Raw genomic sequence first — 24,549 nt, forward strand, 5'->3', positions numbered from 1 at the left:
CAAAGTCACCGGCGGACAGCGCATCGATCTGCTCGGCATCAAGAAGGAAGACCTTCCGAAGGTGTGGGGCGATCTCGACATGCCGTCCGGCTTCGCGTACGGCAAGAGCATGCGCACCGTGAAGACCTGCGTCGGAAGCGACTTCTGCCGCTTCGGCCTCGGTGATTCGACAGCGCTCGGTATCGCGCTCGAAGAACGGTTCCAAGGTTTGGAGACGCCGGCGAAGCTGAAGCTTGCGGTCGCCGGATGCCCTCGAAATTGCTCCGAAGCTCTGTGCAAGGACTTCGGTGTCGTGTCGGTCGGCGAGAACAAGTGGGAGATCTATGTGGGCGGGGCCGCCGGGGCCCACATCAGGAAGGGCGATCTGCTGGCGACGGTCGTCGGCGGTGACGAGGTACTTCGGGTCGCGGGGATCTTCATTCAGCACTACCGCGAGAGCGCCCAGTGGCTGGAGCGCACATACGCCTGGGTCCCCCGAATCGGCTTGGAGGTGCTGCAACGAACCTTGATCGAGGACGCCGAGGGAATCGTGGAAGGACTTGAGCAGCGCATGCAGACCTCCGTAGACGGATACCGGGACCCATGGCAGGACCGGGTGGAGCAGAAGTCGCCCGCTCAGTTCACCCCGTCGCTGCCGCTGTTGCCGCTGCCTCAGGTGCCGGTCCGATGAGCATTCCGGTCGGTGCACTAGAGGATCTGACGCCGGGCGAGGGCCGCGCGTATGTGGTCGACGGCAAGCAGGTGGCGGTGTTCCTGCTCGCCGACGGAACGGTCCGGGCGATGGATGCCGTCTGCCCGCACAAGGGCGGTCCCCTGGCGGACGGTCAGATCGACGGATCGATCGTGATGTGTCCGCTGCATCAATACACGTTCTCTCTCGATACCGGGGCATGTCCGAGCGGGATCGACTCTGTGCGGACCTACCCCGCAGCCGTCGTCGACGGGAAGGTGACGATCGAGGTGTGATCGCTGCTCGCACAGCTGCATTTTCACTCGTACCCGGTGGGCGCCTACCCTGTTCCAGTGAGCGAATCGGGTGAGAACGTACGGCTGGGTGCGGCAGCTGCGTTTCTGCAGGAAGATCGCCTCAAGCTGTTCGCGTTCACCGTCGCCGAAAAGCACAACGAGTACCTCTGGGTGCTGCGGGCCTTCGACATCGCGCGGGCCAACTATGTGGTGCTGCTGCACGCCGCCGATATTGCGGACACGCTGGCCAAGAACGGCCCCGCCGAGCTGGAGCTGAGCGCGTCCGAGATTGCCCCCCTGCTCGAACAACTGCATGCATGGGAGCTTCTCGAGCGAAGCTACGACGGATCCCGGGCGGCAACGCTGGCCGAGTATCGAAACCGGCACTTCGTCTATCAGTTCAGCCAGGCGGGGTACAAGGCGTTCCGAGCAGTCGAGGACGTACTCGGTGCGCGACTCGACGACGCATCGCTGTCACGACTGGTCCTGCCGGAGCTGCTCGCCGACATGCACGAACTTGCCGAAGCCAACCGACAGGCCGACGGCGACCGCATCTATCGCAAACTCAGCCGTCTCGACTCGACCCTGTCCGAGATGGCGACCCGCGCCGCTCACTTCTACCTGGTGTTGGGTGACCTGGTCCGCACCACGGAAATCACCCCCGAGACGTTCCTCGTCCACAAGGACGCCCTGCTCACGCACATGCGCGAGTTCAGCTCCGATCTGACGCGGTACGCGCCGAAACTGGCCGACGCGATCGCGGTGGTCGAGTCGACGGGGATATCGGAGCTGATCGAGCGGGCGGCGGTCAGCGACGAGCGAATGTTCCTGTCGACTGCGGAGCGTGAGGCCGATTGGCGCGCTCGATGGACGGGTCTCTCACACTGGTTCGTCGCCGCCGAGGCGGAACTCAGCGAATCGGAACGGCTTCGCGAGGGAACGATGAGTGCGATCGCGGCGGTACTTTCGCTGTTGCGGCGGGTCACCGAAACCCGCAAGGGCGGAGTCTCACGGGAGAGTCAGCTTCGCCACCTCGCGGGTTGGTTCGCGAACACCCCGACCGAAGACAGCGCCCACGCCCTGTTCCACGCCGTGTTCGGACTCGGTCGCCCCCGGCATCTGTCGATGGTGCATCCGGACGCCGATATCATTCCGACCTCACGAACCTGGTGGGAGGCTCCGCCCGTCGAGATCTCACGCACGTTGGCCGAAACAGGTCGAACGCCATCGCCCGGTCTACCGGGGAGGCTTCAGCGCAATGACGGTGGAATCCGTCGGCTACGCGAGCAGCAGTTGCACGCACAGCGCGTCCGTAGTGCCGCCGCGCAATCGCTGGCCACGACAGGTGTCTACGACCGCACGCTGAACGAGCAGGAGACCGAAGTGCTGCTCAGCTTGCTCAATGCCGCTCTGACCGCTCGGGTTCGGGTCAGCGGCCATACGTCGGGATCCACCGGCTCCGACAGCGGCGTCAAGCTGACGCTCAGTGACAGCGACACCTCCACCGTCGTACGGACTTCTCGCGGACGGCTGCACCTGGACCGCCTGCAGCTCGATGTTGCCGAGGTGACTCGCCGATGAGAGCCCGCGAAATCCCCTCTCTTGCACTCGATTCGTACCAACGTGCCGCCAGAGTTGCACTGGCGAATCACCTGGTGACCTCGACGTATCCCGACCGGATCGCCCTTCCGCTGCTGAGGCGCTGGGCGACCGAACTGCGCGAGGACCTACTCGAACTCTTCGGCTACCGCCTCGAAGTGACCGAGACGACCGCGCGGTTGTTCCCGGTCCTCGACGCCCTCGATCCGACCCAACCTGCGCGTACCGCGACCGATCGCATTTTCGACCGACGACGCTACGCCTATCTTGCATTGGCGTTGGCCGCACTCGGCCGCGCAGGCAACCAGATCACCCTCTCCGAGTTGGCCGATCATGTTGCCGCCGAGGCCGGGCAGGTCGACGGTGTCGATCTCGAAGCCGACCGGGCGTCGGACCGCGATGCCTTCGTCGACGCCGTCGGGTGGCTGGCTGCACGCGGTGCGATCTCGCTGGCCGACGGCGACGCGGGTGGTTGGGCCAACAACCCGTCGTCGGGCGAGGCTCTGTACGACATCGAACGGTCCGTGGTCGTTGCCATGTTCAGACCACCCCGAGCTGTACAGCACCTGCGTTCGGTCACCGGTCTGCTTGCCGGAGCGGAGGCACCTCTCGACGACGAGGAGACCTCCCAGCCGGCGAACCCGAAGGAAACGCTCCGAAAAGTACGGCGCGCCTTGATCGAGCGCCCCGTCGTGTACTTCGACGACCTGGATCAGGACGGCCGGACCGCGTTGGCCGCCGAGCGGACCGTCATCGACGTCGAACTGCTGACGGGACTCGTTGCCGAACGGCGTGCCGAGGGGGTCACGTTGATCGACACGTCGGGACGATTGTCCGACATACGCTTTCCCAGTACCGGAACCATTGCGCAGGTGGCGCTCCTTCTCGCCGGCGAGATTTCCGATCGCGTCGTCGATCCCGACGCTGCCGAGCTCACGCGACACTCGATTCCCGGTGACGCGGACCTGATCGAGCACTTGGACGGCGCAATCCCCGGTGGCGGCATATTCGACGACCTTGCCGAATTCGCGATAGCAGCAACCGGAGTCGATGACGGAATCGGTTCCGTTACATACCCGTTCATCGAGAACAGTTGGCTTCGGGGAACAGTGGCCGACTTGGTAGAACGATTCGGCCGAACATTTGCCGCTCAGTGGCAAGCAGATCCGGACGGGCTGCGAGAACGAGCGGTGACAATGCTCCACCGACTGCGACTGGTGAGCATCGTATCCGGAGGAATCATCGTTCTTCCTGCCATCGCTCGCTATCGTGACGTGATGGTCAGCGTGCGCGACCGCGCCCCTCAGAACTCCCTCTTCGACGGCACTTCACCGGACACAGAAACAGAGACGCACTAGATGACCGCACATTCGCAGCGCTTCCGCCCCACCCGAGCCGGGATCATCAATCTCTGGGACTACCGCGATCAGGAATTTTCCTTCGCCGACGGACGTCTCGTGCTGCGTGGTCCGAACGGATCGGGAAAGACGAAGGCGCTGGAGGTGCTGTTTCCGTTCGTCCTCGACGGCCGAATCGAGCCGCGACGTCTCAATCCGTTCGCCGGCGAAGAGCGCACGATGAAGTCGAACTTGCTCTACCGTGGGCAGGAGAGCGCGCACTCGTACGTATGGATGGAATTCGGCCGGGGATCGCGCGAGGATCCGGAATCGGTGACCGTCGGTATCGGCATGCGGGCGAGCCGACAGAACGACAAGGTCACGCGATGGTACTTCGTCGCGGACGGGCGAGTCGGGGTCGATTTCTCGCTGCTCGGGTCCGACGACCGTCCGCTCACCAAGAAACAATTGGCAGATCAGCTCGGTACGGATGCGCTGACCGACCGCCCGGTCGACTATCGGGCGGCGATCGACGCCCGCATGTTCGGCCTCGGTGCGCAGCGCTACGACCAACTGATCAATCTAATCCTGACCTTGCGCCGACCGCAACTGGCGAAGAACCTCGACCCGAAAGGGTTGTCGCAGGCGCTGACCGACGGCTTGCGCCCGCTCGACGAGCAATTGGTGCTCGAGGCTGCGCGCTCGTTCAGCGACATGGAAGAAGTGGGACGGGCCTTGGAAGGTCTTGCCCAAGCCGACCAGGCGGCCAAGAACTTCGTCGGGGTGTACTCGAAGTACCTTCGGGTTCAGGTCCGCTCGGATGTGGAGCAAGTCTCCCGCAGGCTCGAAGCCGTCACGCATGCCACGACCGCACACTTCGCCGCGTCCGCGCTGAAGGAGCGGCGCCTGCAGGAGCGACTGGCCGCGGAAAAGCGCTTCGACGACGCCGAACGCGCTCTCGATCAGGCCGTGGCGGACCGCGAGACACTGCAGCGGTCCAGTGCGTACGAAGGCAAGCAACAGCTCGACGATCTCGCGGAATCGGCTGCGAAGCTGAAGGTCTCGGCAGCCCAGCAATCCGAACGCGCCCGAGGCGCGCAATCCGATCTCGAAAAGCGTGCCACCGAATCGGCCCGCGCCGATTCAGCGCTCGCGGACGCGGTCGCCGCACTCAACCGGGCCGAGGACGACCTACAGACCGCGGCGGAGGATGCCGGAATAGCGTGGGCTTCGATGCCTGCGAGCGCGCGAACCGACCAGTTCAGTACAGCGCTGAGAGGGCACGCCGAAGAACGCGACGGCGACGTCCGCGCTGTGCGCGACGCTCTCGGGACGGTGGAGAAGGCGTCTACCGAACGCGCCCGTGCCGACAAGAGTGCGGCCCGCGCGCGCGAACTCCTGGAGGCAGCTCGCGCCTCGGTCATCGAGGCCGAAGCCTCCGTGGAACTTGCACGCGCGCAATACAGTTCGGCTCTGCGGTCGTGGTGGTCCGAGAACTCGGCTCGCTACCTGGCCGCGGGCATCACCGCGGCAGCGTTCGAGGCCCTGGACGCTGCGGTGCCGCACATCGGCGAAGACGATGCGCCGAGCCTCGACGCCGTCCTCGCCGACGCGTCGGCCGAAGGACTGGAGTCCGTCCGCAGTCGACGCACCCAGGCAGGTGTCACTGCGTCCGCCCTGGCCGAAGAATTGGCCGCTATGCGCTCCGAACGCAACCTCGTCAGTGCCCAGCACGACGACGCTCCCCCGCCGTTCGCTGCACGAACTTCTACCCGTGACGATCGCGACGGCGCGCCACTGTGGAAACTGGTCCGATTCGTCGACGGCGTCGATCCATCCGAAGCGGCGGGCGTCGAATCCGCTCTCCACGCAGCCAATCTCCTCGACGGCTGGATATCACCGACGGACGTTCCCGAGTCCATGCTGTCCGAGCAGTACCTCGTTCCCGCGCCAGAGGATGCACGCCCGACCGGCCGGACCCTGTCCGACGTTCTCGATCCCGAACCGGGAACCGGGGTTCCCGAATCCCTGGTCCGCGACGTGCTGGCTTCGATCGCGTTGGGACCCGCCGACGACGCGGTGACCTCGATCGGCGTCGACGGTCGATACTGGCAGGGAGTCCAGCGTGGGCGTCACGTCAAACCCGATGCCGAGTACATCGGCGCGACCGCCCGTGCACGCCGCCGTGCGGCCCGAATCGCCGAACTGGATGCCTCCGTCGAATCGACGGAAGCGTCGGCGACTGCGGCACGCGAAGAAGAACGCGCAGCGGCGGAGTTGCTTCGAGGTCTTGCTGCGGCGGCCAAACAGCTGCCGAGGGCGTCCGCAATCATCAAGGCGCAAAAAGCTGTCACCGAGTCCGCCGGAGCGTTGCGGACGTCTCAAGCGGGTGCAACGGCGGCCTCGAGCGAACTCGACCAGGCGATCGCAGAGCTGTCCGCGAAGGAGAAGCATCTGCGGACCACCGCGGTCGCCCACCGCACGCCGCATTCGGCGCGCGAGATCGACTCGCTCGCGGCCGCTATCCGGCACTTCCAGAACCAGGGTGAGCTCGTCCTTCGTCGACGGGGCGAGCATGTGCGCGAGGCCGAACGTCGCCGCGAAGCGCTCAACCGGTTGGAGGAGACGACCGGGCTCGCCGAGGAGCTGGCCGAGGAAGCGGCGATAGCCGAGGAGAACTATCTACAGCAGGTGAAGCGTCTGGAGATCTTGAGCGAGAAGCTCGGCTCCACCGCCGAGCAGATCAACGCCGATCTCGAGAAGGCCCGCGAGAAGATCGAGGCGAGCAAGGTCGAGCAGCGAGCAGCCCGGAAAGCGGACAAGGAAGCCGGTGAAGCCATCGGCAAAGCCGAGGGCGCGTGCAACACGGCACAGGAGGGCCTGCGCGCTGCGCTCACCGAGGGCATCGGCGACGCCGCCCGGTTGGCGCCGTACGCGCGCCGGGATCTCCTCACCATCCTCGGTGTGCCCACGGTCCACTCCGAAGGCTCCGACGTGTATTCCTGGCCGTCGAGCGAGTCGGCGTGGCTCAGCGTCGAACAAATCCTGTACCGCATTCAGAACGCGACATCTCCCGACGAGGAGATCGAGGTGCTACCCCCGGCGGTGCATCGGCTGCATGCGGCTTTGGACGAAGCCACCAGTTCGGTCAAGGCGAGCGAGTCGTATCGCAAGGGCACACGAACGGCTCTGACGAGTGCGCTGCAGGAGTTCGACTCACAACTCGCGTCATCGGGGCAGGATTACCGATTGCAGTGGGATGCGCCCGACGGCCTGACAGTCGTGCGGGTTCAGGACGAACAGGGTTATTCGTCGATCGGCGAGTTCGCGGATCGGATCGGTGAAGCACGCTCCAACCAGGAGACACTGCTGACCGAACACGAACGCCGCATCCTCGAGGACGCGTTGCTCACCGGATTGGCTCAGCAGATCCACGAACGCACGGTCGACGCACGGGCGCTCATTGCGCAGATGGCATCGGAGATGAAGCAGCGAAAGATGTCCTCGGGCAACACCATCGGGGTTCACTGGGTACTCGCGGACAACCTCGAGGAGGGTGCTCGTGAGGTCTCGAAATTGCTCGACCGCGACGCGTCCTCGCTCGGCGCCGACGACCTCGCGTCCATGCGCGCGCATTTCGCGTCGGAGATTCGTATCGCGCGCGCCGCGCACCCCGAACGGTCGTATCCCGAGATCTTGGCGTCGACGTTGGACTACCGCCGTTGGCGGGTCTTTTCGTTCAACCTCATCAGTGGTGACGGCACCGAGGATCGTCTGACCGTGGCCAGGCACAGTGCGCTCTCGGGCGGCGAACAATCGGTCTCACTGCACCTCCCACTCTTCGCGGCCGCGCACGTGATGCTGTCCTCGGCTGATCCACACTCTCCTCGCCTGCTTGCTCTCGACGAAGCGTTCGCGGGCGTCGACGACAACGGACGAAGTGAGCTGCTCGGGCTCAGTGTGCAGTTCGATCTCGATCTGTTCATGACCGGCTACGACCTGTGGATCACGTACTCCGACGTGCCCGGTTGCGCTCACTACGATCTCGCGCATTCCACGGCAGAGAACACGGTCAGTGCGGCATTGTTGGTGTGGGAGAACGGCGAGCTGTTCGCCGAGCACGACGGCACCGACCTGGCGGCTGCGTTGGGTTCGCCGCTCACCAGACGGGTGCCGACCCGAGCAGAAGGTGGTCTCGAATTTGTCCGATGACCGTACGGCCGGCTGGCGTGGCACCGCCGAGCTCGACGCGCTCCTGGCCGCTGCTCGCAAGAAGGTGGAGTCGAATTGGCTGAAGGTCGGCGGGAACATCACCGTTCACCTCGGTGATCCCCCGGAACTGTGGCGACTGTGCAGCGCGATCTCGCGATCCAACGCGGGCCTGCACAGTCGCGCGAAGTCCACCCGACTCGATCTGGTGCGGTTCGACGAGTGGCTCGCGCATCCGCTCAATGGTGGGCTGGGTCTGCTCGACACCCTCGACGCCGATGCCCCGCTTCAGGACAAGAAGCGTTTGGCGGCTGACAAGGCCGAGGTCAAGGCCAGTGCCCTCGCTGAGGCGCGAACGCTTCTCGCTGACGGCACTCGCGGCGACTGGGCGGACAGATGGCTGTCGTCCTTGCTCAACCAAGACGGGACACTGGGCGGTCGCGTCGCCGTCGACTCGCTACGAACGGCCGCCCGCGTACTCGCCGTTCTCCCCGTCGACGGACTCTCGCTCACCGAACTCGCCGAACTGGCAGTCGGTGATACCAAGGCCCTGTCCTCGGGCGGCGCACCGAAACTGGTACTCGACGCATTGTCGCTTCGCGAGGGAGTACCGCGCCCCGCCGACCCGGTCGGAATTCGGTTGCTATGGGAAACCGCGGGAGTGTCGGTGGACGCGCTCTCGAGCCGCGTCGTCGTTCTCCGCTACCGTGTCGCCGAGAACCACGTCGTGGGAAGGTGGCTGAACGAGGCAGCGGCGGAGGGAATACCGTTCCCTCTCACGCTCGACATGCTCGGACGAGGAGCCCTCACCAACACCGCCGACAAGATCTTCGTGTGCGAGAACATCGCCGTCGTCGCCGCGGCTGCGCGCACGTCGATTGCCGGCTCGGCGAGCATTGTCTGCACCGACGGCCAGCCCTCGGCAGCGGTACACAAGCTACTGTCGGGCCTGAGGCCGGGAACAGAAGTGTACTGGCGCAACGACTTCGACTGGGCGGGACTGCACATGACCTCGCGTGCGATCGCACGCTACGGTGCGAAGCCATGGCGCATGGACAGCGAGTCCTACCTCCATGCTCTAGACGCGCGGAACTCCGAGCCGCTCAAAGGATTTCCGACAGCGAGCCCCTGGGATCCAGCTCTCGCTGTCGCGATGCACGAGTCGGGCCGCGCAGTGATGGAGGAACGCTCGATCCCGGACTTGTTGCGCGACCTGACCTAGAAACCTCAGCCTGACTTGGAACTTCAGCGCAACGGAATACCGAGCAATGCGTCGACCGCATCGGCGAACGCGCCGGGCGCAGCGCTGTCCGATCCCCCACGCTCAACCGCGAAACTGGCCCACGCATCGAGTGCATCGAGTGCTTTCGGGGTGTCGAGATCATCGGCGAGGTGCTGCCGCAGGCGCATGATCACATCGTCCGCATTGGTAGCCGAATCGAGAGCAGCTGCAGCACGCCACAACTCCAGCCGCGTGTGCGCGCGCTCGAGAACCTCGTCGGTCCACGCCCGGTCCTGGCGATAATGCCCGGACAGCAAACCGAGTCGGACGGCCGACGGGTCTACTCCTGCAGCCCGTAGCTTCGAGACGAACACCAGATTCCCGCGACTCTTCGACATCTTCTCGCCGTCGAGACCGATCATTCCCGTGTGTACGTAGTGCCGCGCGAACCGCTCACCACCCGTTGCCGCTTCGGCGTGTGCGGCGGAGAACTCGTGGTGCGGGAAAATCAGGTCACTTCCACCGCCCTGAATATCGAAGCCGGTGCCGATACGGTTCAGTGCGATCGCGGCACATTCGATGTGCCAGCCGGGTCGGCCGGCGCCGAACGGAGAGGGCCACGACGGCTCACCCTCGCGTTCGGTACGCCACAACAACGCATCGAGCGAATCACGCTTGCCTGCCCTGTCCGGATCCCCTCCGCGTTCGGCGAAGAACTTGTCCATCGTCGCCCGGTCGTATCCGGATTCGTAGCCGAACGCCGCGTTGGCGTCGGCCCGAAAATAGACATCGGGGAACTCGGCATCGTCGACGACGTACGCGGCACCGGACGCAATCAGCTTCTCCACCAATTCGATGACCTCGTCGACGGATTCGACGGCACCGATGTAGTCGCGCGGGGGAAGAATTCGGAGCGCTTCCATATCCTCCCGGAACAGTTGAATCTCGCGGTTGCCGAGGGTGATCCAGCTCTGGCCGTCTCTGTTCGCGCGTTCGAACAGCGGGTCGTCCACGTCGGTCACGTTCTGGACGTAGTGCACATCGTGTCCGGCGTCACGCCACAAGCGGTTGACCAGATCGAAGGTGAGGTAAGTGGCTGCATGGCCGAGGTGAGTAGCGTCGTACGGCGTTATTCCGCAGACGTACATCTTCGCTTCGGCGCCGGGCGTGACGGGCCTGACTTGGCGATCAGCGGTGTCGTACAACCGAAGCGGGGGTCCCTGACCAGGGATCGACGGAACGGTTGTATCGGACCAGGAATGCATGCACTCGAGCCTATCCGAGAGGTATCAGAAGGCGGGCCACGGTATAGGCCTACTGGAACGCGGCTGCGGCATGACGGGGTTCTGCACGAGCGCGCGTGCACGTGCGAGCAAAGCGTCCGTCTCCGATTCGGTGATGTGGCCTCGCACGCGTGGCTCCACCCGATCGGCGAACGACTCGACGAAATCGGCGATGTCTGCCATCAGAGCGTCATCGACGGCTGTACCTGCCCAACCCCACAGCACGGTCCGTAGTTTGTCGTCGTGGTGCAGACAGATGCCGTGATCGACACCGTAGACGTACCCGTCGAGCCCTTCGAGGGCGTGGCCACCTTTGCGGTCCGCGTTGTTGAGAAGAATGTCGAGAACGGCCATGCGCTGCAGTCGTGGGTCGTCGGCGTGAATGAGGGCGACTTCCTGGCCCTCACCGTCGTACGCCTCCAACACCGGGATCCACCCGGACGGAACGAGGTCCGGTCGACAGATGTCGACGAGATCCACCCGATCGCCGTGCTCACCGTGCCGCTCCGGTGTGTCGATCCACCGCTGCACCATGCCTGGACCGAACGGGCCGTCACGCAGAATCGTCGTCGGTATGACGTCCCATCCCAGCGCGTTGGATATCTCGTACGATGCCACTTCGCGGCCCGCCAGCGTCCCGTCCGGGAAATCCCAGAGCGGTACCTCTCCCCTGACGGGCTTGTAGACGCATCGTACCGTCGCGTCGTTCTCGCCGGCCGCTGCCTCACATACCAACGTCGCATTGCTTGCGGACACCACTCGACCGACCACCGTGAGGTCGCCTGTCTCCATCGCGTGCCGCCCCTCGAACAGCGGCCGGCCTTCGGTCAAAGCTCGTCGCCGAGTTCGGCCGCCGACCCGAAGGTCGCATCACGCCGGTAGCCGTTGGTGCGTATGCAGATGTGACCGTCCTGGGTGAGCGGTTGGCCGCACAACGGGCACGGCGCGCGTCCGGCTGCGATGACCCGCTCCGAACGCAGAGCGAACTCTCGTGCCTGAATCGGGGTCAGGAACACCCGAACCGCGTCGGGACCCTCCTCGGTGTCGTCGAGGACGACGGACTCGTCGATTTCCGACTCGCTCACCGCCAACAATTCCACAACCACTGCACCTGCATCGGCGTCCCAACCGAGCCCCATGGTGCCGACCCTGAATTCGGTGTCGATCGGGGTCAGCAGAGGACTGGTGTCGCCCACCTCGGTCTCCTCGGGAGGAACATCCGCGCCGAACCGACGATGGACTTCCTCCAACAGCAGACCCATCCTGTCGGCGAGAACCTGCACCTGCTGTTTCTCGAGAGCCACCGACACCACACGGGCATCGTGGACCGCCTGGAGGAAGAACGATCGGTCGCCCGGCTCGCCCACAGTTCCCGCGACAAATCGATCAGGGGTGCGGAAAACATGTATTGCGCGTGGCATTGCACCTCCTGCATTCGTTTCGAGGACCCTCCGCTTCGGGCCCTCGAAGTTCCATTATCCGCTATGTCGGCGCTACGTCCCGGAACCTCCGCCCGGGACGGCGTCGGACTCGGCTTTAGCCGGCGCCGCCACCAATCCCGACAGGTCCAGTCCCGTGTCGTTGGTACGTACTACGAACGGCCTGGTGGTGGTGTATCTGATCACACTGATCGACGCCGGGTCCGCCACGATTCGCTGAAATGAATCCAGATGACATCCGACGGCGTCGGCAACGATCGACTTGATGACGTCTCCGTGCGAACACGCAACCCACAGCACATCGCGTCCGTACTCCTCGGCAAGTCGAGCATCATGCTCACGGACTGCCGACACCGCCCTCGCCTGTACTGCCGCCAATCCCTCGCCGCCAGGAAACACTGCGGCCGAAGGGTGTTGCTGGACAACCTTCCACAACGGCTCCGCAAGAAGTTCCTTGATGGTTCGGCCGGTCCACGATCCGTAGTCGACTTCGACCAGTCTGTCGTCGACGATCGGAGTCAATCCCCGCCGTTCGGACAACGGCAGAACCGTCTGCTCGCATCGCTGTAGGGGCGAACGCACAACTTCTTCGATCGGTAGCGAACCCAGGCGATCGGCGACGTGCGCTGCCTGCTCGCGTCCCTTGTCATCCAGCTCGACACCGAGCGACCGCCCCGCCAATGTTCCTGCTGTGTTCGAAGTCGAGCGGCCGTGCCGCAGCAAGATCACCGTCATGACACCACCCTAGTAGCGGCCTTCGGTCACGTAGCCGAGACGACTCCCGCGGCCAGCAGCGCCATCACTCCGGCACCGAGCACGATCCGGTACCCGACGAACCAGTACAGCGAGTGATTCGCGACGAACTTCAGCAGCCAGGCGATCGACGCGTAGCCGAGTGCGAACGCGATGATCGTCGCGACGACGAGTTGAGCGCCTGATGCGTTCAGGCCTTCTCCGGCCGGCTCGAACGCGTCGGGAAGCGAGAACAGACCCGATGCGGTGACCGCCGGAATCGCCAACAGGAACGAGAATCGCACTGCGGCCTCGCGTTCCAGGCCCATGAACAGGCCTGCGCTCGTCGTCGCGCCGGAACGAGATACCCCGGGAATCAATGCCAGGCACTGCGCGGCTCCCATGATCAGGCCGTCCTTCGTGGTGATCTTCTCGATCGGCCTGCGTTTGGCTCCGACGTACTCGGCGACGGCGATGACGATGGCGAACACGATGAGCATCGTGGCGATGAGCCACAAGTTTCGTGCGCCGGTTCGGATCTGATCCTTGAACAGGAACCCGAGAATGCCGATGGGAATGGTGGCGATGATCACATACCAGCCCAATCGATAGTCGAGTTCTCGCTTCGACTTGTCGAGCAGACCGGCGAACCACGCACGCACGATCCGCACGATGTCCCGCCAGAAGAACAGCAGCACGGCTGCCTCGGTCCCGAGTTGACTCACCGCCGTGAACGACGCACCGGCATCGTCACCGAAGAACACTTCCGACACGATGCGCAGATGGCCGGACGATGAAATGGGCAGGAACTCGGTCAAGCCCTGCACCGCACCGAGGATGATCGCCTGTACCCAGGTCATCGATTCGCCGATCACTGCCGCACCGCCGAGGCGCCGTCTACATAATTCACGGCCACGACCGTACCCGGCGGGCGCGGGCGGTATCGGCCGAGACTCTCGGTGCGCGGCGCGGCAGGCTCGCACGACCGCCTCTCGCGCACTACTGTGCTCACCTGGTGCCACTGCGCCCGAAAAATGCGTGGCCCGAAAAAACGTGAGGAATCCTCGAATACCATGAAGCAGAGATCTGTCGGCTCCAGCGGCCTGCGCGTGTCGCGTCTCGGTCTCGGCACACTCGGTTGGGGCAGCGGGACCGACGGCGACGACGCCGCAGCGCAGCTGTCGGCATTCGCCGAGGCCGGAGGCACCCTCGTCGACACCTCCCCGTCGTACGGCGATGGCCGCGCGCAACGGGTACTGGCCGAAGTCCTCGACGACGTCGTGCCCCGCCGTGAGTTGATCGTGAGCGGCTCCGCTGGGATCACTACATCCAAGGGCAGGTACCGCATCGATTGTTCGAGGCGGGCGCTCCTCGACCAGCTCGAGACAACACTCCGCGAGCTCGGAACCGACTACCTCGATCTGTGGCAGATCGGTACCTGGGATCAATACACCCCGGTCGAGGAGGTTGCGGCGACGCTCGACTACGCAGTCACCAGCGGGAAGGTGCGCTACGTCGGAGCGCGCGGATACCTCGGCTGGCAGCTGGCGACGGCGGCGGGCGCAGCCGGCTCCGGCCGGATCGTCGCCACGCAGGCCGAATACTCGCTGTTGGCGCGCGGCGTGGAAGACGAGCTTCTTCCGGCTGCTCGGCACCATGGCGTGGGAGTTCTTGCCGCGGTGCCCTTGGCAGGTGGCGTTCTCACCGGCAAGTACAGCCAGGGCACGCCCGCCGACTCGCGTGGCGCGGACGATGCACACGCGGACGCGATTGCGGGATACCTCACCGACACCGCAGTCAACGTCGTCGATGCCGCTTTCACGGCCGCCAGCGGGCTGAAGACATCCCCGCTCACCGTCGCGCTGGCGTGGGCTCGCGACCGCCCTGGTGTCGCGTCGGCTATCGTCGGCGCGCGCGATCTGGCCCAGCTGACCGGCATTCTCGTCTCGGAGGATCTGGAATTGCCGCCTGCCATCGCCGCTGCTTTGGACGACGTCAGCAGCTGACCCTGCACAGGCTAACCTTGTCTCCGTGGACGTCGAAGAAGCCCGAGAGTCAACGCGTCGCATGACTTTTCTCACGAGGATCGCGGTGGCCTCGATCGCTGTGACGACGATCTGTGCCCTCGTCGCCTGCTCCGGTCCTGAGGTTGCAGCAACCGACTCGGTCGTCGGTCCACGGACCGCGGAGATCAGCGATCCCGATCCAGAACCTATCGAATCGGCACCGACGCCGTCCCTGCCTGCGACGGTGCGTAGCTTCGACGGCGTCGACGTCACGATCACCGACACCAGCAGGATCGTTGCGGCAGATCAATACGGAACGCTCACGACGACGGTCTACGCGCTCGGTCTCGGAGACAACCTCGTCGGGCGCGACACCTCTGCATCGTTTCCCGCGGTCGCCGACGTCACCGATGTCACACCGACCGGACACTCACTCAGCGCGGAGGGAATCCTCGCGCTCGATCCGACAGTCGTACTCACCGACACCAGCATCGGACCCCGAGGAGTCCAGGATCAACTGCGCGCGGCCGGAATCGCCGTCGTCTACTTCGACCCGACACGTTCGATGGACGGTGTGGCAGGCCAGATCGAGGCCGTCGCCGCCGCACTCGGTGTACCGGAACAGGGTGATCGACTCGCCGAACGAACGATGTCCGAGATCGCCGCTGCACGCGCACTGGCGCCGACGGACGGCGAACCATTGAAGATCGCGTTCCTCTACATGCGCGGGTCCGCTATCAAGATGCTGGCCGGTCCAGGATCGGGCGCAGACGCTCTCATCGAGGCGCTCGGGGCCACCGATGCCGGTACCGCGTCCGGGGTAACTCAACAGTTCGTGGCGATCACCAGTGAGGCTCTCATCGCGGCAGCTCCCGACGTCATTCTGATGATGACCGGTGGCTTGGAATCGATCGGCGGGATCGCCGGCCTCGAACAGGTTCCAGGAATCGCGCAGACTCCGGCCGGACAGTCCGAGCGGGTGGTCGACATGGCGGACGGAGTCGTACTGAGTTTCGGACCCAATACCGGCAAGGTTCTCGATGCCCTGGCCAGAGCCGTCTACGACCCTGCGCAGTGATGTCGATCGACGGGCGGTCACGCACGGTGTCGGTGTTTGCTGCCCTTGTCGTGCTCGGTCTCGGCCTCGCGGTGTTCTCGGCGTGCGTCGGCCAGGTTCCGACGACTCCGTGGGAGGTCGTGGGTAGCGTGCTCCACCGGATCGGCCTCGACATCGGGCCCATGCCCGCGCATCCGAGCGGTGAGGTCACGTTGTGGCAGGTCAGGTTCCCGCGGATAGCCCTCGGTGCGGTAGTCGGTGCAAGCTTGGGGTGCGCTGGCGCACTACTGCAAGGCGTGTTCGCGAATCCTCTCGCCGAGCCGGGCATCATCGGAGTCTCTTCGGGTGCAGCAGTGGGGGCGTCCTCGGTCTTCGTGCTCGGCGGCGCGTTCGCAGGTGTGTGGTCGGTGGCGACGGCTGCGTTTCTCGGCGGACTGATCACGACCGTCGCCGTCTATGTTCTCGCCCGCGGTGGTGGCCGTACCGAGGTCGTCACGCTGATCCTGACGGGTGTTGCGATCAACGCGTTCGCAGGCGGATTGATCGCGCTGTTCACGTTCATCGCATCACCGGCTGCACGGGATCAGATCGTGTTCTGGCAGTTGGGATCCCTTGCCGGCGCCACCTGGCAGGCCGTGTCGGTGGTCACTCCACTCGCTGCCGTGGGAATCGCGGCATCGGTCGCCCTGTCGCGGCGCCTCGATCTACTTGCACTCGGCGAAAACGTCGCTCGGCACCTCGGTGTGAACGTCGAAGGTCTTCGTCAGATTGCCATCGTCGTCGTCGCGATACTGGTTGCATCCTCGGTCGCCTTCACCGGCATCATTTTGTTCGTCGGGCTCGTGGTGCCGCACCTCATGCGGATGCTGCTCGGACCGGCACACCGCACCCTCGTTCCGGCCAGCGCATTGTGCGGTGCGGTGGTGCTCCTCGCGTCGGACCTTCTGGCGCGCAGCATGGTGGACAACGTGGACATGCCCCTCGGAATGATCACGTCCCTCCTCGGTGCGCCGTTCTTCTTCTGGATGCTGCGTCGCACGCGCGCGAAACAAGGCGGATGGGCATGAACCCGTTCAGGCGAACCCCCGACTCGCTCGAGCCGATCACCGACGGCTCGGTGACCATGAGCCTGCGGAGCGTGGATGCCGTTCGATCCGGTCGGAAAATTCTGGGCAGGATCGACCTCGATATCGTGGCGGGAGAGGTACTCGCACTGGTCGGACCGAACGGAGCAGGTAAGTCGACCTTGCTTGCAGTACTCGCCGGTGAGCTTCGGGCTCACGCCGGCGCAGTCGCGTTGCACGGTCGTCCGCTACACGAGTGGGCGGATGTACGCGTGGCCCGCCGGCGAGCAGTTCTTCCCCAGCAACACACGGTCGGCTTCTCGTTCACCGCCGAGCAGGTGATCCGAATGGGCCGCTCCCCGTGGCAGGGAACCGAATTCGCCGATGACGACGACGACGCGGTGGCAGCCGCGATGGACGAGTGCGATGTGGCAGTGTTCGCGGATCGCCCGTTCGCGAGCCTGTCCGGAGGCGAACGCGCCAGGGTGTCACTGGCTCGCGTGCTTGCACAACGAACCTCGACCCTGCTGTTGGACGAACCGACCGCAGCGCTCGATCTCGGCCATCAGGAAGCGGTCATGGCAGTGGCGCGGGCACGCGCTGCACACGGGGACGCGGTGGTCGTCGTCCTGCACGATCTAGGGCTTGCCGCTGCGTACGCGGACAGAATTGCCATACTCGACAACGGATCCCTCGATGCGCTCGGTCCTCCTCGGCAGGTGCTCGACGCCGACCTGTTGACGCGGGTGTACAACCACCGCGTGGAAGTGCTCGACCATCCCCGGACCGGGGGATTGCTCGTGCTACCCGTGCGAGACGACTAGATGCTCTCGAAGACAGATCCGACACGTTCGAGAAACGAACGCACGGCAGACGATTCCTTCGGTCCAGCGCTCAGATCGTCGGCGTTGCTGACGGCATCTCGAACGGCCGCGACGATGCTCCGCTCGTCCGTGAGGTCGATCTAGGTGACCGATTGCTCGGAGACTGCTGTCACATCCGACTTGTCCGGGACCGGCGTCGGGAGGTCGGCCCGATAGATCTCGAGGTAGAGAGTGCTCTTGTAGACGCGGAAGGCGAACGGTCGGTTGTCTTCGGTGCTGCCGAACCCACTCGCTTGTGCGCCGGTGGTGACCTGCTCGACGTCGAACTTCAGCCCCGTCGGGACCGCGCTGTATCTTTCCTCGGCAACCAACTGAACTCCTCGTTGTTTCCCCGTGAATACGTTACCGCTGTTATGGCCCATTTCCGATCAAGTACTCCGGCGCCGTCTCCGTCGGACCGATCAGGCAGGCTGGAGTAACCATCGAAGCGAATCAGAACGATCAAGGAACTGGCGGATCCATGAAAGACCGACGTACCCCGTGGCGAACTGTCGTCGCGGTAGCTTCCGCATCGGCGTGTGTGCTGCTGGCCGGATGCTCCGACAACAGTTCTCCCGACGAACCCGACTCGGTCAGTGTCGAACCGTTGGCGGGAGTCGATTCCCCGCAATTGTCCACTCCCCCGAGTGGTTCGGTGACTGCGTTCCCCTCCGGACTGCATTTCACCACATTCGATGCGAGCACGCGCTCTGTTGTCGCTCTCGATGACTCCCGGACGACGCTCCTGATGTTCGACGCCGACGACATCGACGCCCAACCGCGTAGCGTGACGCTCCCCGCCGCGCCCGCCGATATCGTCCCAACGGGAGACGGATCGCTCCTGCTTCCGATGGACGGCGAATTGGCGATAGTGGATCTCCGCAGCTCGGAGGTAGAGACGGTGCCGGTGGACGGGACTCTGCTCAGTGCTGCACGACTTCAGGACGGCCGGGTCGCCACTGGCGACGACAGTGGGACCATTCACATCATCGACACCGAGACGAACGAATCACAGACCATCACCGGACTCTCGTCGGTCGACGCCTTGGCCTCGACTCGGTACGGCCTCGCCGCGTTGGATCGCAACCAAACTTCACTGACAAAGATCGACATCGACGGCGGATCACTCGGTTTGGCGTTGCGCGCAGGTACGGGTGCAGCCCGGGTGGACACCGACGAGTACGGGCGGATCCTCGTCACCGACGCGGCCGGAAGTGAGCTTCTCGTGTACTCGTCCGAGGACTTGCTCCTGCGGCAGCGCTTTCCAGTCGGCACGCAACCATGGGCGCTGACTTACGATGACAAGTCCGACATCGTGTGGGTGAGCACTCCGGGAGACAACGAGGTGGTCGGATACACGCTGGACACTGGAATTCCGGTCGAAGCAGGCAGGTTCTCCACGGTGAGGCAGCCGGACTCGATCGCTGTCGATTCGGAGACCGGTGATCTCTACGTAGGTTCGGCGGTCGGCGAAGGTCTCCAGAAGGTTGCTCCGGGCGAGAGAATCTGACTTCGATCGGCGAGCATGTGCACGAGCACGAGCACGAGCACGCGAGAAGATGCGAGAGGCCACGGTGTCGAAGAACAACAGCACGCGAAACCGAATGCCAGCCGAATGGGAGTCCGCTTCCGAGGACTGGGAGTACGTCCCGCTTCGGCTTCCGCCTGATGTGACCAGGGTGACCGCGTCCATGCGGTTGGCGATCCAGGCCGAGTTCGGCGGCTGGGAACTGTCCCGTGTTCGGCTCTATACCGATGGAAGTCGCAAGGTTCTGCTCAAACGGAAGAAGACCAACCATCACATCCCGGAGCCGGGAATCAAGTAGGAGAGAAGGATCTTGTACCAGGCATTGCTTCGACTGATGTTCCTGATCTCACCGGAACGGATCCATCACATCGCGTTTCGATCGATGCGTGCAGTGGCAGCATTTCCACCGCTTCGGTCGTTGCTGGTTCGGCTGCTCGTCGTGGACGATCCAGTGTTGAAAAGCACTGTGTTCGGGATCGAATTTCCCAACCCGGTCGGGCTGGCCGCCGGCTTCGACAAGAACGCCGATGGAGTCGACACCTGGGGCGCTCTCGGCTTCGGCTTCGCCGAAATCGGGACCGTCACCGCACAGGCACAGCCTGGCAATCCGCAGCCGCGACTGTCTCGGCTCCCCGACGACCGGGCACTGGTGAACAGAATGGGGTTCAACAATCACGGTGCAGGGGCAGCTGCCAATGTTCTGCGCACTCGTCGAGGTGGGATTCCGATCGGTGCCAACATCGGCAAGACCAAGGTGACGCCTGCCGCGGAGGCCGCCGCCGACTACACCGCGAGCGCAACGCTCCTCGGACCGCTCGCAGACTTCCTCGTCGTGAACGTCAGCTCACCCAACACCCCCGGGCTGCGTGACCTACAGGCCGTGGAGTCCCTGCGCCCCATCCTGTCTGCGGTGCTCGCGGTGTCGTCCGTGCCTGTGTTGGTGAAGATTGCACCCGACCTGTCGGACGAGGACATCGACGCTGTAGCGGACCTGGCCGTCGAACTCGGGCTCGCCGGAATCGTCGCTACCAACACGACGATCGGTCGGTCTGGCCTCCGCACACCTGCCGCCGTCGTCGACGAGGCAGGAATGGGCGGCCTGTCGGGAGCACCGCTCGCCGACCGATCGCTCGAGGTGCTACGACGGCTCTACGGACGAGTCGGTGCGCAGATCGCACTGATCTCGGTCGGCGGTATCGAGACTGCCGACCAGGCGTGGCAGAGAATCACCGCAGGTGCCTCACTGGTTCAGGGATACACGGGGTTCATCTACGGTGGCCCGTTCTGGATGCGCTCGCTCAACAGAGGCATTGCGCAGCGCGCGCGGGCCGCGGGATTTGCCTCGTTGACCGACGCTGTCGGCTCCGAGAACCGCTGAAACGCACCGAGGCCGTACTCGGGCGTGAACCCTCGTACGGCCTCGGTGCTGTGCTGGTCAGGCTTCGTACACACCCGTCAACGTCGCGCGCGCGATGGCATGGGAGAACAGGTTGAACCCGAGAAATGCCGGCGTCGCCGTTTCGTCGACTTCGAGTCGCTCCACGTCGACTGCGTGCACCGCGACGATGTACCGGTGCGGTCCGTGCCCTGCAGGCGGAGCTGCGCCGATGTAACGAAACAGCCCTGCATCGTTCTTCAGCGTCACCGCGCTGATGGGGATTCCGGTGCCCCCGTCGTCGCCCGCACCGGCGACCAGCGAGGTGGTGGACACGGGAATGTTCGCGACCGCCCAGTGCCAGAATCCGGACGCCGTCGGCGCATCGGGGTCGTAGACGCTCAGTGCGAAGCTCTTCGTCTCCGCGGGGAAGCCGGACCAGGAGAGCTGCGGCGAATTGTCGTGTCCGCCTGCGCCCATGATCCCGCTGACCTGCTGGAGGCCGAGAGTCGAGCCCTCGGTGATGTCCTCGGACGTCAACTCGAACGAAGGTAGATCAGGCAGGGCGGCGTATGGGTCGTATGTCAAGAGAATTCCTTTCGAATCAGCTGTGCAGCAGAAAGTGTTCCAACACCTGTGTACCGAACTCGAGCGAACTGACCGGAACACGCTCGTCTACGCCGTGGAACAGTGCTGCGAAGTCCAGCTCGGGCGGGAGTTTGAGTGGAGCGAACCCGAAGCACCTGATCCCCAATTTCGCGAATGCCTTGGCGTCCGTGCCACCGGACAACATGTACGGAACGGTACGACCGTTCTTGTCGTGTGCGAGGACGGCGTCGTTCATCGCGTCGACGAGATGACCGTCGAACGTGGTCTCGTAGGAATCGAGCTTGGTGATCCACTCACGTTCGACGTTGGGGCCGATCAGCTCGTCGACCTCGCGTTCGAACTCCGCCTGCCGACCCGGAACGACACGGCAATCCACCACCGCCTCGGCAGACTGCGGAATGACGTTCGCCTTGTAGCCGGCCTGGAGCATCGTCGGGTTCGCGGTGTCCCTCAGAGTTGCTCCGACGATTCGCGCGATGCTTCCGAGTTTCTGCAGGGTTCCGTCGAGGTCTGGTGAGGCCGGGTCGAAATCCAGACCGGTTTCCTCCGCCACCGCGCCCAGGAATTCTGCGACCGAATCAGAAATGACCAGCGGGAACGTGTGGTTGCCCAACTTCGCGACCGCCTCGGCAAGATAGGTCACGGCGTTCTCGTCGTGCAGAAAGGATCCGTGTCCGGCGCGAGCCTTGGCAGTGAGCTTCATCCAGCCGAGACCCTTCTCGGCAGTTTCCACCATGTAGAGACGCTTCTCGGTTCCATCCGGCCGCGCGACGGTCAACGAGAACCCGCCCACTTCACCGACGGCCTCTGTCACACCCTCGAACAGGTCGGGACGATTCTGCACCAGCCACTGCGATCCCCACCTCCCCCCGTTCTCCTCGTCGGCGAGGAACGCGAAGATGATGGTGCGCGGCGGGACGGTTCCGTTCGACTTGAACTGGCGCGCCAGCGCCAGTGCCATGCCGACCATGTCCTTCATGTCCACGGCCCCGCGGCCCCACACGTACCCGCCCTCGACGGCGCCGGAGAACGGATGCACGCTCCAGTCCGCGGGCTCGGCGGGCACGACGTCGAGATGACCGTGGATCAGGAGCGTTCCGCGAGTCGGATCGGCACCAGCCAGAGTCGCGAAGACGTTGCCTCGTCCCGGAGCGCCGGATTCGACGTACTCGGTCTCGTATCCGACCTCCTGGAGCTTGAGCGCCACCCACTCGGCGCACTCCTTCTCACCCTTGGTGGTCTCCAGCTCTCCGGTGTTCGAGGTGTCGAATCGGATCAGGGCGCTGACGAGATCGACGACCTCGTCGAGAGCAGTCGTACGGACACGGTCGTTCGGGGAGTTCTCGACGGAAGACACCCCACTTTCCTACCACCCATGGCAGTCCTTCCGATGAACTGACGTGCGGATTTGGGCGATCGGGTACGCGTCGTATATCTTTGTCCAGCACGCAGCGAGCAGGTGTGCAACTGGTCCGAGTGGCGGAATGGCAGACGCGCTAGCTTGAGGTGCTAGTGTCCTATTAACGGACGTGGGGGTTCAAGTCCCCCCTCGGACACCAGAGATCGAAACTTCGATCCGCAAGTTCTGAGTTGAGACAGACGACCTAGGCCCCGGTTCCTTTGGAATCGGGGCCTAGCTCGTTGTGTGAGCCCGGTCGTGCACGACCGGTTGTGTGACCGCCTGGAAGGACGAACCGATGACCGATCCTCAGTACGACGGGGATTCAACCGACGGGGCTTCAACCGACGGGGATTCGGCCGGCATCGATTCGGCCGATCTGGACACGTGCCTGCGAGTGCTGAAACTGGCAGGCGCCCTCGACAAGAACCATCCTGATTCGATTGTCGTTCAACGAGCGTCGGGGCAGCTGTTCAAGGACCTCAAACGATCACGGCGAATCGCGGCGCGAAACGCGAAGTCCGATGCGGATCGAGCAGTCGTCGAGTCGACCGCAACGGGGTCGCCCAATCGGATCGACGACGAAACTGCAGGACTGTCGCTGACGACACGGACGTCGGGTGAGTACGCGGGGACTTTGATTCGCGCAAGGCCCTGCTACATCTGCAAGCAGCGCTACACCCTCGTCGACGCGTTCTACCACCAACTGTGCCCCGACTGCGCGGAACTCAATCGAAGTAAGCGTGATGCCCGAACGGACCTGTCGGGTCGACGGGCCTTGCTCACCGGAGGCCGCGCGAAAATCGGAATGTACATCGCACTTCGGCTATTGCGCGACGGTGCACACACGACCATCACGACACGGTTTCCGGGCGACGCAATCCGCAGATTCTCCGCCATGGACGACAGCGACACCTGGTTGCACCGTCTACGAATCGTCGGCATCGACCTGCGCGACCCGGCGCAGGTCGTAGCCCTTGCGGACTCCGTCGCAGCCGAAGGACCGCTCGACATCCTCATCAACAATGCCGCGCAAACAGTCAAGCGCTCCCCCGGGTCCTACAGCGCGTTGATCGACGCCGAATCCGAAGCACTGCCGTCGGGCGCTCGGCCCGATGTCATCACGTTCGGCAAGACCAGCGAAGCCCATCCGGCATCGCTCGCGAGTTCCCTGCCCCATTCCGACACCGGCGCAGTCTCAGGCGAAGCTCTCTCGGCCGAGGCAGTGAGTTCCCTTGCGCTGCTTGCAGGTTCGGCAACTGCCGAACGCATCGAGAAGGGAATCGCAATCGATGCGGGCGGATTGGTCCCCGACCTAGCCGATACGAACAGCTGGATTCACACCGTCGAGCAGGTCGATCCTGTGGAGCTACTCGAAGTGCAGCTGTGCAATTCGGTCGCGCCGTTCATTCTCGTGTCCCGACTCCGCGCCGCGATGGAAGCGTCGCCGGCCAGACGCAAGTACGTCGTCAACGTTTCCGCAATGGAAGGTCAGTTCAGCCGGGCGTACAAGGGGCCTGGACATCCGCACACCAATATGGCGAAGGCAGCACTGAACATGCTGACCCGGACGAGTGCGAAAGAGATGCTGGAGAGCGGCATCCTCATGAGTGCGGTGGACACGGGGTGGATCACCGACGAACGTCCACATCCGACGAAGATGCGTCTCGCAGGCGAGGGATTCCACGCTCCCCTCGACCTGGTCGACGGTGCTGCGCGTGTCTACGATCCCATCGTCCAGGGCGAACTCGGCGTCGACGTCCACGGTCAATTCCTCAAGGACTTTTCCCCGTCACCCTGGTAACCGCCTTTACGCGGCGTTTGCCCTGTAATACTGCCGGATATACCTTCACTTCCTGGG

20 protein-coding genes, 1 tRNA gene and 2 pseudogenes are annotated in these 24,549 nt (G+C 64.3%); 15 read left to right on the top strand and 8 right to left on the bottom strand.

The window, feature by feature from the left end:
- The 6 genes and pseudogenes from A2J03_RS01175 to A2J03_RS01200 all read left to right on the top strand — a co-directional run.
- Nucleotides 1-670, top strand: a pseudogene (locus tag A2J03_RS01175) (NAD(P)/FAD-dependent oxidoreductase); the annotation flags it as partial.
- Complete coding sequence (locus A2J03_RS01180) at nt 667-966, top strand: Rieske (2Fe-2S) protein (protein ID WP_068368589.1); 300 nt, start codon at nt 667-669, stop codon at nt 964-966. The pseudogene A2J03_RS01175 and the gene A2J03_RS01180, both read left to right, overlap by 4 nt.
- Before the next feature lie 84 nt (nt 967-1,050).
- Nucleotides 1,051-2,547 carry a TIGR02677 family protein gene (locus A2J03_RS01185; protein ID WP_331712349.1) on the top strand — a complete coding sequence of 499 codons (1,497 nt, stop codon included), beginning with the start codon at nt 1,051-1,053 and terminating at the stop codon, nt 2,545-2,547.
- A complete protein-coding gene (locus A2J03_RS01190; RefSeq protein WP_068368595.1) occupies nt 2,544-3,923 on the top strand; it encodes a TIGR02678 family protein in 1,380 nt (459 codons plus the stop codon). Before A2J03_RS01185 ends, A2J03_RS01190 begins: the two co-directional genes overlap by 4 nt.
- Nucleotides 3,924-8,114 (top strand): TIGR02680 family protein, encoded by a 4,191-nt coding sequence (locus tag A2J03_RS01195; RefSeq protein WP_068368598.1) that lies wholly within the window; start codon nt 3,924-3,926, stop codon nt 8,112-8,114.
- Nucleotides 8,104-9,333 (top strand): DUF2399 domain-containing protein, encoded by a 1,230-nt coding sequence (locus tag A2J03_RS01200; RefSeq protein WP_231912314.1) that lies wholly within the window; start codon nt 8,104-8,106, stop codon nt 9,331-9,333. The genes A2J03_RS01195 and A2J03_RS01200 overlap by 11 nt, the downstream gene beginning before the upstream one ends.
- Before the next feature lie 23 nt (nt 9,334-9,356).
- Here A2J03_RS01200 and mshC read toward each other — a convergent pair whose 3' ends face one another.
- The 5 genes from mshC to A2J03_RS01225 all read right to left on the bottom strand — a co-directional run bounded on the left by mshC (nt 9,357) and on the right by A2J03_RS01225 (nt 13,659).
- A complete protein-coding gene (mshC, locus tag A2J03_RS01205) occupies nt 9,357-10,598 on the bottom strand; it encodes a cysteine--1-D-myo-inosityl 2-amino-2-deoxy-alpha-D-glucopyranoside ligase (protein WP_068368604.1) in 1,242 nt (413 codons plus the stop codon).
- Nucleotides 10,599-10,622: 24 nt separating this feature from the next.
- Nucleotides 10,623-11,408, bottom strand: a complete 786-nt coding sequence (locus A2J03_RS01210) for an SCO1664 family protein (protein ID WP_068368606.1) — start codon at nt 11,406-11,408, stop codon at nt 10,623-10,625.
- A gap of 35 nt (nt 11,409-11,443) precedes the next feature.
- Complete coding sequence (locus A2J03_RS01215) at nt 11,444-12,037, bottom strand: DUF3090 domain-containing protein (RefSeq protein ID WP_068368609.1); 594 nt, start codon at nt 12,035-12,037, stop codon at nt 11,444-11,446.
- 72 nt (nt 12,038-12,109) lie between these two features.
- Nucleotides 12,110-12,790 (bottom strand): histidine phosphatase family protein, encoded by a 681-nt coding sequence (locus A2J03_RS01220; RefSeq protein ID WP_068368612.1) that lies wholly within the window; start codon nt 12,788-12,790, stop codon nt 12,110-12,112.
- 26 nt (nt 12,791-12,816) lie between these two features.
- A complete protein-coding gene (locus A2J03_RS01225) occupies nt 12,817-13,659 on the bottom strand; it encodes an undecaprenyl-diphosphate phosphatase (RefSeq protein WP_197480551.1) in 843 nt (280 codons plus the stop codon).
- Nucleotides 13,660-13,860: 201 nt separating this feature from the next.
- Between A2J03_RS01225 and A2J03_RS01230 the strand changes: the two genes are divergently transcribed.
- The 4 genes from A2J03_RS01230 to A2J03_RS01245 all read left to right on the top strand — a co-directional run bounded on the left by A2J03_RS01230 (nt 13,861) and on the right by A2J03_RS01245 (nt 17,738).
- Nucleotides 13,861-14,793 carry an aldo/keto reductase gene (locus A2J03_RS01230; RefSeq protein WP_068368615.1) on the top strand — a complete coding sequence of 311 codons (933 nt, stop codon included), beginning with the start codon at nt 13,861-13,863 and terminating at the stop codon, nt 14,791-14,793.
- A gap of 61 nt (nt 14,794-14,854) precedes the next feature.
- On the top strand, nt 14,855-15,871 hold the full coding sequence (locus tag A2J03_RS01235; protein ID WP_156520131.1) for a heme/hemin ABC transporter substrate-binding protein: 1,017 nt from the start codon (nt 14,855-14,857) through the stop codon (nt 15,869-15,871).
- Complete coding sequence (locus A2J03_RS01240) at nt 15,871-16,917, top strand: FecCD family ABC transporter permease (RefSeq protein WP_068368667.1); 1,047 nt, start codon at nt 15,871-15,873, stop codon at nt 16,915-16,917. Before A2J03_RS01235 ends, A2J03_RS01240 begins: the two co-directional genes overlap by 1 nt.
- Nucleotides 16,908-17,738: a heme ABC transporter ATP-binding protein gene (locus A2J03_RS01245; protein ID WP_068368618.1), complete on the top strand. Its 831-nt coding sequence runs from the start codon at nt 16,908-16,910 to the stop codon at nt 17,736-17,738. The genes A2J03_RS01240 and A2J03_RS01245 overlap by 10 nt, the downstream gene beginning before the upstream one ends.
- Here the strand turns inward: A2J03_RS01245 and A2J03_RS31980 are convergent.
- Nucleotides 17,735-18,109 (bottom strand): annotated as a pseudogene (locus A2J03_RS31980) (hypothetical protein). The gene A2J03_RS01245 and the pseudogene A2J03_RS31980 sit on opposite strands and share 4 nt — an antisense overlap.
- Nucleotides 18,110-18,258: 149 nt before the next feature.
- On the opposite strand from A2J03_RS31980, the gene A2J03_RS01255 reads away from it, so the two are divergent.
- The 3 genes from A2J03_RS01255 (at nt 18,259) to A2J03_RS01265 (ending at nt 20,683) form a co-directional block, all read left to right on the top strand.
- Entirely contained in the window at nt 18,259-19,287 is a 1,029-nt protein-coding gene (locus A2J03_RS01255) for a hypothetical protein (protein WP_068368620.1), read from the top strand.
- Between the two features lie 94 nt (nt 19,288-19,381).
- Nucleotides 19,382-19,603 carry a DUF5703 family protein gene (locus tag A2J03_RS01260; RefSeq protein WP_231912316.1) on the top strand — a complete coding sequence of 74 codons (222 nt, stop codon included), beginning with the start codon at nt 19,382-19,384 and terminating at the stop codon, nt 19,601-19,603.
- A 12-nt stretch (nt 19,604-19,615) separates the two neighbouring features.
- Nucleotides 19,616-20,683, top strand: coding sequence for a quinone-dependent dihydroorotate dehydrogenase (locus A2J03_RS01265; protein ID WP_068368625.1), 1,068 nt, complete (start codon nt 19,616-19,618; stop codon nt 20,681-20,683).
- A 57-nt stretch (nt 20,684-20,740) separates the two neighbouring features.
- Here the strand turns inward: A2J03_RS01265 and A2J03_RS01270 are convergent, their stop codons facing one another.
- Nucleotides 20,741-21,268 carry a YbhB/YbcL family Raf kinase inhibitor-like protein gene (locus tag A2J03_RS01270; protein ID WP_068368628.1) on the bottom strand — a complete coding sequence of 176 codons (528 nt, stop codon included), beginning with the start codon at nt 21,266-21,268 and terminating at the stop codon, nt 20,741-20,743.
- A gap of 16 nt (nt 21,269-21,284) precedes the next feature.
- On the bottom strand, nt 21,285-22,646 hold the full coding sequence (locus A2J03_RS01275) for a M20/M25/M40 family metallo-hydrolase (RefSeq protein ID WP_068368630.1): 1,362 nt from the start codon (nt 22,644-22,646) through the stop codon (nt 21,285-21,287).
- Between the two features lie 113 nt (nt 22,647-22,759).
- Here A2J03_RS01275 and A2J03_RS01280 point away from each other — a divergent pair.
- Nucleotides 22,760-22,848, top strand: a tRNA-Leu gene (locus tag A2J03_RS01280).
- 138 nt (nt 22,849-22,986) lie between these two features.
- Nucleotides 22,987-24,492 (top strand): SDR family NAD(P)-dependent oxidoreductase, encoded by a 1,506-nt coding sequence (locus tag A2J03_RS01285; RefSeq protein WP_068368670.1) that lies wholly within the window; start codon nt 22,987-22,989, stop codon nt 24,490-24,492.
- Nucleotides 24,493-24,549: the final 57 nt, after the last annotated feature.

Origin of the sequence: Rhodococcus sp. EPR-157, from assembly GCF_001647195.1 — a bacterium.
Taxonomy (GTDB): domain Bacteria; phylum Actinomycetota; class Actinomycetes; order Mycobacteriales; family Mycobacteriaceae; genus Rhodococcoides.